Origin of the sequence: Frankia sp. AgB32, from assembly GCF_023243045.1 — a bacterium.
Lineage (GTDB): Bacteria > Actinomycetota > Actinomycetes > Frankiales > Frankiaceae > Frankia.
In genome coordinates, this window is sequence record NZ_JALKFX010000004.1 from 85,752 (window position 1) to 98,327 (window position 12,576).

General features: G+C 70.6%; 10 protein-coding genes. 4 read left to right on the top strand and 6 right to left on the bottom strand.

What is annotated here, in order from left to right:
- The first annotated feature begins 38 nt into the window (after positions 1-38).
- Entirely contained in the window at positions 39-713 is a 675-nt protein-coding gene (locus MXD60_RS02415) for a 4'-phosphopantetheinyl transferase family protein (RefSeq protein WP_248817209.1), read from the top strand.
- 39 nt (positions 714-752) lie between these two features.
- Here MXD60_RS02415 and MXD60_RS02420 read toward each other — a convergent pair whose 3' ends face one another.
- From MXD60_RS02420 to MXD60_RS02435, 4 genes are read right to left on the bottom strand one after another with little or no spacing between them, the layout of a single operon-like run.
- Complete coding sequence (locus tag MXD60_RS02420) at positions 753-2,099, bottom strand: NAD(P)/FAD-dependent oxidoreductase (protein WP_248817210.1); 1,347 nt, start codon at positions 2,097-2,099, stop codon at positions 753-755.
- Positions 2,100-2,104: 5 nt separating this feature from the next.
- The gene (locus MXD60_RS02425; protein ID WP_248817212.1) at positions 2,105-2,377 is read right to left on the bottom strand and encodes a hypothetical protein; all 273 of its coding nucleotides are present in this window, start codon (positions 2,375-2,377) and stop codon (positions 2,105-2,107) included.
- A 30-nt stretch (positions 2,378-2,407) separates the two neighbouring features.
- A complete protein-coding gene (locus MXD60_RS02430; protein WP_248817213.1) occupies positions 2,408-3,901 on the bottom strand; it encodes an amino acid adenylation domain-containing protein in 1,494 nt (497 codons plus the stop codon).
- Positions 3,898-5,034: an acyl-CoA dehydrogenase family protein gene (locus MXD60_RS02435; RefSeq protein WP_248817215.1), complete on the bottom strand. Its 1,137-nt coding sequence runs from the start codon at positions 5,032-5,034 to the stop codon at positions 3,898-3,900. Before MXD60_RS02435 ends, MXD60_RS02430 begins: the two co-directional genes overlap by 4 nt.
- 417 nt (positions 5,035-5,451) lie before the next feature.
- Between MXD60_RS02435 and MXD60_RS02440 the strand changes: the two genes are divergently transcribed.
- Both MXD60_RS02440 and MXD60_RS02445 read left to right on the top strand, forming a co-directional pair.
- The gene (locus MXD60_RS02440; RefSeq protein ID WP_248817216.1) at positions 5,452-7,527 is read left to right on the top strand and encodes an acyl-CoA dehydrogenase family protein; all 2,076 of its coding nucleotides are present in this window, start codon (positions 5,452-5,454) and stop codon (positions 7,525-7,527) included.
- A 13-nt stretch (positions 7,528-7,540) separates the two neighbouring features.
- Positions 7,541-8,236 carry a class I SAM-dependent methyltransferase gene (locus MXD60_RS02445; protein ID WP_248817218.1) on the top strand — a complete coding sequence of 232 codons (696 nt, stop codon included), beginning with the start codon at positions 7,541-7,543 and terminating at the stop codon, positions 8,234-8,236.
- A 69-nt stretch (positions 8,237-8,305) separates the two neighbouring features.
- Here the strand turns inward: MXD60_RS02445 and MXD60_RS02450 are convergent, their stop codons facing one another.
- Both MXD60_RS02450 and MXD60_RS02455 read right to left on the bottom strand, forming a co-directional pair.
- Positions 8,306-9,007 carry a response regulator transcription factor gene (locus MXD60_RS02450; protein ID WP_308222341.1) on the bottom strand — a complete coding sequence of 234 codons (702 nt, stop codon included), beginning with the start codon at positions 9,005-9,007 and terminating at the stop codon, positions 8,306-8,308.
- Positions 9,004-10,158 (bottom strand): sensor histidine kinase, encoded by a 1,155-nt coding sequence (locus MXD60_RS02455; RefSeq protein WP_248817220.1) that lies wholly within the window; start codon positions 10,156-10,158, stop codon positions 9,004-9,006. The genes MXD60_RS02450 and MXD60_RS02455 overlap by 4 nt, the downstream gene beginning before the upstream one ends.
- A 207-nt stretch (positions 10,159-10,365) precedes the next feature.
- Between MXD60_RS02455 and MXD60_RS02460 the strand changes: the two genes are divergently transcribed.
- Entirely contained in the window at positions 10,366-12,564 is a 2,199-nt protein-coding gene (locus tag MXD60_RS02460; RefSeq protein WP_248817222.1) for an MMPL family transporter, read from the top strand.
- Positions 12,565-12,576 lie beyond the last annotated feature (12 nt).

Here is a 12,576-nt window from a genome sequence, read left to right on the forward strand (position 1 = left end):
CGGCATCGGTATCCCGGCGGGTACCGGAGAGGTGACCGGTGAATGGGCCACGGCTCGCGGGAACTGGTTACGTCGCCGTCTGGTTGGCGGTGGGTCCGGCGCCCGGAGGCGGGCCGCTCAGCCTGGACCAGCGTGCCCGGCGGTACCGCCGGGCACGTGCCGCCGCGCATCGGCTCGGCCGGCAACTGGTCGAGGCGTACACGTCATGGGCACCGGACCACCAGGCCTGGGAGCGCGACGGACGGGGGCGTCCGCTGGTCGTCGAGCCCGGGGGCCTCCAGGTGAGCCTCAGCCATGCCGAGGCCGTGGTGGCGGCCGCCCTGTCCTGGGACGCCCCGGTCGGCGTCGATGTCGAACGGCTCCGGCCGCTGGCCGACCGTCGCGCGCTGGCCCGCACGGCGCTGGCCGAGGCTGAGCGGCAGGCGGTGGACGAGCTGCCGGATGTGCTCCGGGACGCCCAGGCACTCCGCTTCTGGACCCGCAAGGAGGCCGTGGCGAAGGCCCTCGGCACCGGCCTCGCCACCGACCTGCGCGGCATCGTGACGACCGCCGACGGCGCCGTGGTGTCGCTCCCGGACCAGTGCGGCGACATCTCCGAGTGGTCGCTGGCCGATCTGCCCGACCGGGTCGGTGTGATCGCCTCCGTCGCGGTACGGGCACCGGGCGTCCGGTTCGTGCACCGGACGCTTTCGCTCCCCGCGGACGAGGGTTGAACCGGCCCGGGCGGCGGCGCCGCGATCGGCACCAGCCACCTAGAAGGCCGGGGTCAGGATCGGGGCACGGAGGGTGCCAAGGTAGGAGTGCCACAGGTGGGACGGGTCGTTCTCGACGGCGGTCACGGTCTCCCGCATGATCCGCAGGACCTCCGGCTCCTCCTCGTCGTAGAGGTCGCCCTGGAGCAGCCGGATGATGTCCAGCCGGTATCGCGGGTCCGCCACGAACGTGGTGAAAAGGATGTTCAGCCGGTAGTAGACCGAGATGAACTCGTACCAGTTGCGGACACCGTTGCGGATCTTCTTCTCGAAGGTGGCGAACCTGGCCTGCGAGAGGTCGTCGGCCTCGACGGCCGCGACGATGTCGTGGCAGGCCAGCCGCGCACTGTTCAACGCGACGCTGACCCCGCTGGAGAAGATCGGGTCGACGAAGCGCGCGGCGTCACCGATCAGCACGTACCGGTCGCCGCAGATCTGCCGCATGGCGTAGCTGTAGTCGCCCTCGACCTTCAGGGGCGTGACCTGCTCCGTCTTCCGCAGCGCCGCGCACAGGTCCGGCCGGCTCTCCAGGAAGTTCCAGAAGAACTTCTCGCGGTCCAGGTTCGCCTCGGCGAACCGGTGCTTCTGGGTCACGACCCCGATGCTGGTGACGGTGTCGGTGATGGGGATCTGCCACACCCAGGTGTCGCTGATCGGCAGGAAGTGCACGTAGATGTAGTCGACCTTTTCGGGGTCGTTGGCGACCGAGGAGCGATCGAGACCTTCGAACCAGGCATGGATCGCGTACTGGTTGAAGACGGGGTCCGCGTCCTTGGTTCCGAGCTGGCGGCCCAGCATGGTCTGCCGGCCGGAGGCGTCGATGACCATCTTCGCGGTGACGTCCACCGTGCTCGACCCCACCTTGCAGGTCAGCGTGACCTTGGCGGGGTCGTCGAAGTCCACGCGCATCGCGCGGATCCCCTGGAACACCTTGGCGCCGAGGCTTTCGGCATGCTTGAGCAGGATGAGGTCGAACCGACTGCGGTCGACGTGGAAGGTGTAGTCCCGGTCGACCCCCGGCTGGTCGCGTTCGCTGAACAGGATGTCGGCCACGCCGAGTTCATGGGTGAACGCACTGCTCTGGTCCGCGGTGACATTGCGCGTCTGGGACGAGGTCCAGGCCGCGCCGTACTTGCGCGGGAATCCCGCCGCCTCGATCTTGTCCATCACCCCGATTTCCACCAGCACCCGCGTGGTGGCCGGAACCAGCGACTCGCCCACATGCGGCCGGGGGAAGTTCTCGCCCTCGAACACAGCCACCGACAGACCGGCCATGGCGAGGTAGGCAGCAGCGCTGGAGCCGGCCGGGCCACCGCCGACGATCACGACGTCATAGTCGACACTCATCGTTCTCAGACACCTTCCGCAGGAACGGTCATCAGGCTGGAGACGAGCTTGCTGATGGCGGCGATGTCCCGAAAGTTCGCCGCGGTGATCGACGACAACGGCACGTCGACCCGCAGCTCCTCCCGCAGGAAGTTCAGGAGGAGCGCACTGTTCATCGAGTTGAGGACCTCCCATTCGAGCAGCGGGGTGGACTCGGTGAGCTCACCTCCTGGATCACCGTCAAGAAAGCTCTCGCTGATGAAGGTCCTGATCCGCGGTGTGACCTCTTCGAGGGGCATTGCGCCGCCCTTTCCGTCGGGAGGTGGATGTCACGAACCCGGTTCGTGGACTGTTCGTTCCACACCGTCGGCGCACGCCTTCAACGCCAGGCGGTCGATCTTGCCGTTGCCGTTCCTGGGCAGCGGGGAGACGATTCGCACCTCGTCCGCCACCATGTAGCGCGGCAGGTGCGCAACGAGGTGTCGGCGAACGGCCAGGACGCCGAGATCGCGGCCGGATCGCGGAGCAACGAACGCCACCAGCCGGGTGTCGGCTCCTTCGCCCACCGCCACCGCGGCCGCCTCCGCGACATCGACGTGGTTCTCGAGGATGGCCTCGACCTCACCGAGTTCGACCCGGTGGCCGCGGATCTTCACCATCTGGTCGCGGCGCCCGAGGTAGTCGAACGCGCCGTCGGGAAGGACCCGAACCAGGTCGCCGGTGTGATACGGACCGCGCTGCGGCGGATGACCCCAGTAGCCGGGCATCACCGTGGGGCCGTCCACGACGAGTTCGCCCACCTCACCCGAGGCCGCGATCCCGCCGCCGTCCCGCAGCGCCCAGACCCGGTCGCCGCTGGCCGCGATCCCGATCGGCACCGGCCGGTCGCGTTCCAGGTCCACCTTCGTGACCTCGTGGAACGTGCACACGTTGGTCTCGGTCGGGCCGTAGAGGTTCATCATCCGCGCGCCTGTCCAGCCGGCCAGGTCCCGCAGCCCCGCGATGGGGAACGGCTCACCCGCGAACAGCACGGTGTGCAGCGTCTGCGGCGCCGGACGGTCGAGGAGCCCGCCGTAGCGCATCATGACCGCGAGGGCGGACGGCACCGAGTACCAGATACTGATCCGCTCGGCGTGGAGGAACTCGACGAGTCGCGCTGGCGCGAAGGACAGTTCCGGCGGGATGAGATGCACCGACGCTCCGGCGCGGAAGGCCACGTACAGGTCGAGTACCGACAGGTCGAAAGCGAACGGCGCGTGGTTGGCGAACCGGTCGTCCTCCCCCGGCATCAGCAGGTCGTGTGCCCAGTCGACGAACGCCCGCGCGTTCTCGTGGGTCAGGCACACCCCCTTGGGCGCGCCGGTCGACCCCGAGGTGTAGAGGATGTACGCCAGATCGTCGGGAGCCGTGGCGACATGGACGGCCGGCGCCGGATCGCGGGGAGCGTCGAGCTCCTCGCAGCGGACGTCCGGGCCCAGCTCGCCAGAGATCCGCGGAATCCGGGCGCGGTCCGTCACGACGACGCGGGCCGCGCAGTCCCGGGCGATGGCTGCGACCCGGGCCACCGGGCTGCCGCCGTCGACGGGCACATAGGCGGCGCCGAGCCGCAGGACGGCCTGCATCGCCGCCACCGTCTCCGGGCTCTTGGCCGCCCAGACCACAACCCGATCTCCGCGCCGCACGCCCTGGCGCCCGAGCGTGGCCGCGATCGCGTCAGCCGCGGCATCGAGCTCGCCGTAGGTGAGCGAGCCCGCCGGACCGCTGGCGGCCAACGCGTCGGGCCGGCGCGCGGCGGCGTCGATGACGAGCTGGTGCAGGCTCACAACCCTTCTCCCCTGGCGATGAGCTCCAGCTGGATCTCGGTCGTCCCGGAGAAGATGGTGGTGGGCAGGCAGTCACGCAGCTGCTCCTCGATCCCGGTGCCGGCCAGGTAGCCGGCCGAGCCGAACAGCTGCATGGCGTCGAGACTGTTGGCGATCGCGGCCTCGGACACCGCGGTCTTCGCCAGGGCGATCGCGGTGACGTCCGGCTGGCCCTGGTCGAGCAGCCAGCAGGCGCGGTAGAGAAGCAGCCGCGCGCCCTCCAGCCGCTGCCGCATGCGGGCGATCCGGTGCGAGACGGCCTGGAACCCGGAGATCTTCCGCCCGAACTGACGCCTGCCGACGACCCGGTCCACGCACTCGGTGAGCTGTCGCTCCATCAGGCCCAGGTAGGCGGCGAACAGGCAGCCGCGTTCCCACCCCATGGAATGCTGAAAGATCGCCCCGCCACTGCCCTCGGCGCCGAGCCGGTACCCGGCCGGTACGAGGCAGTCCTCGAACCGCACCCGCGCGGCCAGGCAGCCGTTCAGTCCCATCTTCGGCAGCGGCGGACCCACGACGACGCCGGCCAGCTCCCGCGGCACGACGAACGCGGAAATGCCCAGAAAACCTGCGGTGGGATCCGTGACCGCATAGGTCACGAAGACGTCCGCGATCGGGGCATTACTGACGAAGGACTTCTCCCCGTTGAGCAGGTATCCCTCGCCCGAGGGCGTGGCGGTGGTCCGGATCCGCCCGACATCCGAGCCCGCCTCGTCCTCCGTCATGGCGTTGCCGGCGATCAGGTCGCCCGCCGCCATGCCCGCCAGCAGTTCCCTGGCCTCGTCCGTCCCGAACTCCCCCACGGGCACGGCGCACGACAGCAGGTGCGCCGCGACGCCGAACACCAGCCCCATGTCGGAACAGGAGTGGCCGAACGCCTCGAGGCCCAGCGCTGTGTCCAGCGCCCCCAGACCGGCCCCGCCGTGCTCCGCGGGCAGGCACAGCCCCGTCAGGCCAATGCTGGCCGCGTCCTTCCAGGCCAGCCGCACCAGTTCCGGGTCGGCGCTGGTCTCGTAATCGGCGAATCGCTCGGCAACGGCCGCACTCATGCCTGCGTAGAGCTCACGCTGGTTCGACGACCAATCGAATTCCATCAGTTGTTTCCCGATGCACGTTCGAGCGCTGGCACTTCAATCTCACCTCGAATGGTCAAGCCTGGCACATTCATCAAGAATAGGCTCCCGACCAGCCGACCCCAACCCTTACCGCACCCTTATGCGCAACTAGGGGTACGGCAGGGGTGACGGACAGGGCGCATGGCAGGTACCGTCCGCCCGAGAGGCCACCCAGAAATACCAAGAGGAATCACGCGCGTCGAAAATATCCAATGCGCCGCACGACCCATCCCATTACCCGACGGAAATCGACCTCATCCGCCACCCTGATGCAACGAACCCCTATCAGCCCCCTATTTCCTCGAACCCACCTTGTCGGGTTTTGACACCACCCCCTACGCTCGGATCAACGGCGTGACACCGGACACTGCGGGCGGGACGGGTGAAATGCTCGGAATGGATGAAGTCACCGAACTACTGACCCGGAACTGGCGTTTCCCCGACCTGGCTGACGAGGCCGCTCTGGCTCGGCTGTGGGGACTGGCCGCCGCCCAGGGCTGGTTCGACTCCACCGACCTCGACGCCGCCCTCGCGCTGGTCCGAGCCACGGGCGCGGCCGCCTGCCCACTGCCCGTCATGGACGGCTTCGTCGCCGCGGGGCTGCTGGCGAAGGCCCCGCGGATCACGACCGGCATCGCGGCCGGCGACGTCCGGATCCTGGTGTGTGCGACCGATCCGGCGACCGAGACGGTGCCGTTCATGGCCGGCGGGATGGCCGCCTCGCACGTCCTGGTCCTGCCGCCGGCGGGCGGACGCGCGTCGGTACGACCCGTGGAGTTCGCCGTCCCGCGGCCCGGGCTGGCGTCGCCCGCCTGGGCCCGGCTCCACCTCGGTGGACCGGAGGCGGTCGTCGATATCGATCCGGAGCGGGCCGACCAGGCGCTGTCCCTGCTCAGGCTGGGCCTGGCGGTACGGGTGATGGCGGCCGCGCGGCGGACTCACGACCAGTCCATCGCTCACGCGAAGGTCCGCCGGCAGTTCGGCCGGGCGATCGGTGGGTTCGGCGCGGTACAGCAGCGCGCGGCGGCCCGAGAAATCGAACTCGTCGCGGGTGAGCTCCTCATCGAGGAGGCCATCCGCACACACGGCGCCGACGCACCGGACCGGATCCTCGCCACCGAGCTCGCGGTGTCCCACGCGGCGGCCTGCGCGTCGCGCGTCCAGACCAGTGCGCACCACAACCTCGGTGCCGGCGGGTACTTCGAGGAGCATGACGCCCCCTGGCTCTTCCGCCAGGTCCATGCCGACCTCGCGCTGCTGCCGACCTGCCCGCCCCCGGGCGGGACCGTCGCCGACCTCCTGATCAGGAGCGCGGTCGGCCTGCCCGCCGTGGATTCCACCGCGCGGACGGCCACGATGCGGGCGCAGGCCCGCTCCTTCTGCTCCGAGCATCGCAGCCCGGTGCGACTGTTCGCCAAGGGCGACGACCCCGCGCTGGTGGCGGCGGTGGCAGCGCGAAACTGGTTCGGCATGTCCTGGCCCGTCGCCGACGGCGGCCGCGATGCCACCCTCGCCGAGCAGCTCGTGGTGCAGGACGAGACCGCCTACCACCAACTGCCGGTCGCCATCGCGATGGCCGCCGTCTCGGTCGTCGGCGCTCCCCTCGTCAAGTACGGGACGGCCGAGCAGAAGGCCCGGTACCTGCCCCGGATCCTGGCCGGCGAGCTGAACTTCTGCCTGGGCTACAGCGAGCCCGAAGCGGGCTCCGATCTCGCGTCGCTGACCACGAGTGCTGTCCGGGACGGCGACGACTGGGTGATCAACGGGACGAAGTCCTGGATCGGCAACGCCCATGCCGCGGAGTACATCTGGCTCGCCGTACGCACGGACCCGACCGCGAAGCTGCCGCTGGCCGGGATCAGCATGTTCATGGTGCCGATGGCGGCCGCGGGGATCAGGACCGAGCCGCACCGGGCCCTGTCCGGGCAGACCTGCTGCACGGTGACCTTCGACGACGTCAGGGTGAGCGACTCCGCGCGCGTCGGCCCGGTCAACCGCGGCTGGCGGGTCATCACCGACACCCTCACCGGCGAACGACTGCTGCTGGCCGGCGAGGTCGCCGGCATGTCCCGCCGGCAGTTCGACGAGCTGCTGGCGGCCGTCCGCGCCGATCCGGACGGTACGGCCGGCCCGGCCGGATCGGCCCGCCGAGCCAGGCTGAGTGACCTGGCCGTCCAGGTCCAGGCGGTGAACCTGCTGCTCGCCGAGGCGGCCGAGGGAACCGAGTCCGGCATCGCGCACACCGCGCGCCTCATCTCCTCGATGGCCGGCGTGCTGGCCGCCGAGGTGGCGGAGCTGGTCAGCCGCGACGCGCTGGAGATCCTCGGCCCCATCTCGGCCCTGGCCGGGCCGGACATTCCCGGCGGCGGCATCTTCGAGCAGGGTCTGCGCCTGTCGATCCTTGCCTTCCTCGGCGGTGGGACCAACGACGTGCAGCGCGGACTGATCGCCCGCGGCCTCGGCCTTGGCTGACCGGGCAACTCCGGTGGATGCCGAAAGGTACCGCGCCGCGCGAGACCTGCCGCCCGAGAGCCTGACGCGCTGGCGAGACGCGCTGACCCCGCATCTCCCGGAGCGCCCGACGATCCTGGATGTCGGAGCTGGAACGGGCGGCTTCGCCGCGGCGTTCACCGGCTGGTTCGGCGCGCGTGTCCTCGCGATCGAGCCGGACGCCTCCCGCCGCGCGCTGATCCCACCCGCGATCCTGGCCCTGGACGGCACGGCCGAGCACCTCCCCGTCCCGGACGGGTGCGCGGACCTCGCGTGGTTCGGCTCCGTCCTGCACCACCTCGACGACCTGGCGGCGGCCGCCCACGAAACCCGGCGGGCACTGCGCCCGGGCGCCCGCGTCGCCTTCCGCAACGCCTTCCCCGGCCACAGCGGCACCGACATCCGCGTCCGCTGGTTCCCCGAGACCGCGGCGTGCATCGACGCCTACCCGACCGTCCGCCAGGTCGAGGATGCCTTCGCCGGCGCCGGCTTCAGCCGGCTGGACCTGCGCACGATCCACCACACCGCGGCGCCGACCCTGGCCGAGTACGCCACCCGGCTGGACCGCGCGTCGGATTCCAAGCTCCGCGCCCTCACCGACGACCAGTACGAACGCGGCCTGGCACGACTGCGTGCCGCGGATCCCCACGCACCCGCCCGCAGCGGAACGACCCTGCTTCTGCTCGCCTAGGTGCCACGGCACCCAGCGCGCTCGCGGCGGTCGCGGCGGGGATCGTCCCCGCGGCGGCGCCGCACGGACTCACGGCCGGGGACGTGGCACCCGCGCCAGGCCGGTCTGGTAGGCGAGCACGACGAGCTGCGCGCGGTCGCGTGCACCGATCTTGGTCATTGCGTGGTTGACGTGGGTCTTGACGGTCAGCGGGCTGAGCATGAGCTGAGCGGCGATCTCCGCGTTGGACATCCCGTCGGCGACCAGCGTGGTCACCTCGCACTCGCGGTCGGTGAGGGTGGAAATAGACGGTGACGCACGGACCGGCTCGCTGTCGTGCAGCGTCAGGAACCTGGCGATGAGGCCCCGGGTGGCGGCCGGCGAAAGCAGCGCGTCGCCGCGGGCGACGGTGCGGATCGCGTCGATCAGGGTGTCCGGGCGCGCGCCCTTGCCGAGGAATCCGCTGGCCCCCGACCGCAGCGCCTCGAAGACGTACTCATCGACCTCGAACGTCGTCAGGATCAGCACCCGTACCCCGGCGAGGCCGTCATCAGCGGCGATCCGGCGCGTCGCCGCCAGCCCATCCAGACCCGGCATCCGGATGTCCATCAGGACGACATCGGCCCGTGCTTCGCGGGCGAGGCGGACCGCGTCGTGGCCGTTGGCCGCGTCGCCCACCACCGTCAGCCCCGGCGCGCGGTCGATCATCAGCCGCAGGCCGGCGCGAACCAGGTCCTGGTCGTCGGCGAGAACGACGCGGGTCGGCGCCGCGGCGGGCGCGGTCCCGGTCACGAGCCCTCGGTCCGGGCCACTCGCAGCGGAAGCTCGGCGATGACGCGGTACCCCCCCTCGGGCCGCGGCCCGGCCGACAGCCGTCCGCCCAACGCGGCCACCCGCTCTCGCATACCCATGATGCCGTGTCCCTCTGACGTCATGTGGCTGCCCTGGGTCGCGAACTCGCCCTCGTCCTCGACCGCCAGGCTGAACGCACCGGGGGCGTACCCGAGCCGCACCACGGCGGTGTCGCAGCCGGCGTGCTTGCGGGTGTTGGTCAGCGACTCCTGAATGACCCGGTAGGCGGTCAGTTCCATCGCCTCGGGCAACGGCCGGGCCTGGCCCCGCACCTCGCGGGTGACCCGCAGGCCCGCACCGGCGAACGCGCAGAGCAACTCCTCGAGCTGGTCGAGTCCCGGGACTGGCTCCGTCGGCTCCGCCGGGGTGAACGCACCGGGTTCGCGCAGCAGGCCGACGGTCAGCCGTAGCTCCTCCAGGGCCTCCTCGCTCGCGTGCTGGATGTGCGCGACCGACTCCCTGGCCTGGGTGAGGTTCTCGTCGTCGAGCAGGCAGGCCAGCGCGCCGGCCTGCACGTTGATCAGGGCAACGTGGTGCCCGACGGCATCGTGCAGCTCCCGGGCGATCCGCAGCCGTTCATCGGCGACGCGGCGGCTCGCCTCGTCCTCCTTGGCCTGCTCGGCGCGCCTGGCGCGGTCCTCGACCTCGGCGACGAAGGCGCGGTGGCTGCGGGTGGCCGTGCCGGTGGTCACCGCCAGGGCCGCCCACAGCAGGATGACGAAGCCCGTGATGCCTGGATGGGTGATGAGCGAAGTGGTGAGCAGCGCCGCCTTGACGACGACGCCGACCGCGAGCGTCCGGCCCTGGCCGGCCCCCCGCGCGACCAGGTACAGCGCGTAGAAGACCGCCGGCAGGGTCAGCGGGTAGGCCATCCCGTCCGCCATCAGAACCGCCGATCCGACGACGGCGCACGCCACGATGCCGATCGGAGACCGCCGAGCCGCCACCAGGACCGCGTAGACCACGGCGGAGACCGCCCAGCTCAGCGGCTGGTGGGAACTCGGTGCCTGGCGCACGTCCGCGGGGATCGTCACCACCGCGAACAGCACCATCGACGTGATCGCCGAAAGCAGCAGGAGCTGTCCGGCCATCAGCCTGCTCCAGGCACTCGCCCACATAGCTGAACTGTAAACACCCGACCTCGCCATCCACGAGGGAACTACTGCGAACGCAGTAGGCAAAACCGTAATCTGCGCCGGATGGCGCGGTCGCGGCTGGGCAATCACTGCGGCTGGCCGACGACCAGGGCGGGCCGGGTGCCGGACGATGACGAGCCGAACCGGAAGGAATGGAGGATCATGTCAGTTCTTGCACGCTGGTGCTATCGGCACCGCTTCGTGGTGATCACCGCCTGGATAGGCCTGCTCATCGGCCTGACGGTGATATCGCAGGTGGTGAAGTCGTCATATGACAACTCGTTCACGCTGACCGGCAGCGGGTCGGGCTCCGCCCAGGAACTGCTCCAGCGGGCGGCGCCGGGCCAGGCGGGCGACTCCGATCAGATCGTCTGGCGGGTGAGCAATGGCAGCGTCACCGATCCCGCCGTCAAGCAGCGAATATTGCCCATGCTCGCGCGGGTGTCGGACGTGCCCGAGGTGGGCTCCGTGGTCAGCCCCTACCAGCCGGGCGGCAAGGTCCAGACAAGCCCGGACGGGCGCACCGCGTACGCCACCGTGACCTTCACCAAGTCGTCCGACAACCTGGACTCGGCCAACATCAAGCGGGTCATCTCGGTGGCGCGCGCCGCCCGGGAGCCGGGTCTCTCGATCGAGCTCGGCGGGCAGGCCATCTCGCACGCCCAGCAGGCGCCGCTGTCCTACATGTCGGCGATCAGCATCGCCGTCGCCGCGGTCATCCTGTTCTTCGCGTTCGGATCGCTGTTCGCGATGGCGCTGCCGATCGCGGCCGCGTTGGCCGGCGTCGGCAGCGGTCTGATGCTCATGGCCCCGCTCAGCCACCTGACCAGCGTGACCGGACTGGCCCCTATCCTCGGCGCACTCATCGGCCTGGGCGTCGGCGTCGACTACGCCCTGTTCATCGTGACCAGGTACCGCCACGGCCTGCTGTCGGGACTGGACCCACAGGAGTCGGCCGTCCGCGCACTCAACACGTCGGGCCGCGCGGTCCTCTTCGCGGGGGGCACGGTGTGCGTCGCCCTGCTCGGCCTGCTCACCCTCGGTCAGGGCTTCCTCAACGGGCTGGCGTACGCGGCGGTGATCACCGTGGCGTGCACCGTGCTCGCGGCCATCACGCTGCTGCCCGCGCTGTTCGGGGTGCTCCGCCTGCGCGTGCTGAGCAGGCGGCAGCGCCGCAGGCTCCAGGCCGACGGGCCGCAGCATGAGGACAGCGCCAGTGGCGTGTGGGCACGTTGGTCGCGGGTCATACCCCGCTTCCCCGTCCCGCTCGCCGCGGCGGGGCTCGTGGTGATCATCGTGATCTCCCTTCCCGCGCTGTCCCTGCGGCTCGGCTTCGCCGACGATTCCAATGACTCGAAGTCCAGCACCAGCTACAAGGCGTACGAGATGCTCGCCGCCGGCTTCGGGCCGGGCTTCAACGGTCCGCTGCTCCTGGTCTCCCAGGTCAGTTCCGCCGCCGACCGCGCCGCGCTCGACCGGCTCGACCGCGCGCTCACCGCCGTCCCGGGGGTGGCCGCCGTGCAGACCGGGCCCGCGCAGGCGACGCCGTCCGCCGGGCCGACGATCGAGGTCACCCAGATCCTCCCCACCACGGCGCCGCAGGCCCGGGCCACCGCCACCCTGATCAGCCAGGTGCGGAACACGGTCATACCGCGTTACACGCAGAACACCACCCTGCGGGTCTACGTAGGCGGCGTAACGGCCACCTTCGTCGATTTCGCAGCGTCGACAGACGCCAAGCTGCCCTGGTTCCTCGCCGCGATAGCGGGCTTCAGCTTCGTGCTCCTCATGCTCGCCTTCCGCAGCCTGCTGATTCCCGCGGTCACGGCGGTACTGAACCTGCTGTCGGCGGCCGCCACCTTCGGCGTGCTCACCGCCTTCTTCCAGTGGGGCTGGGGAATGAAGGCCTTCGGCCTCGGCGAGTCCGTGCCGGTCGAGGGCTACCTGCCTGGGATAGTTCTGGCCATCTTGTTCGGCCTGTCCATGGACTACCAGGTGTTCCTGGTCAGCAGGATGGCCGAGGAATGGTCACGCACCCGTGACAACGCGAGGGCGGTGCTCGTGGGCCAGACCGACACGGCCCGGGTGATCACCGCTGCGGCAGCAATCATGATTGCCGTGTTCCTCACCTTCGCGCTGGTCGGCGAGGTCAACATCGCGCAGTTCGGCATCGGACTGGCCTCCGCCGTGGCGCTCGACGCCTTCGTCCTGCGCACGGTGCTCGTGCCGGCCGTGATGCACCTGTGCGGCCGGGCCAACTGGTGGCTGCCCGGATGGCTGGACCGCCGCCTCCCGCACCTCGCCATCGAGCCGCCGGCGGAGGAGGAGCCCGCCCAGGAACCCCGGCCCGCCCTCGTCTAGCTCAACGCCAGG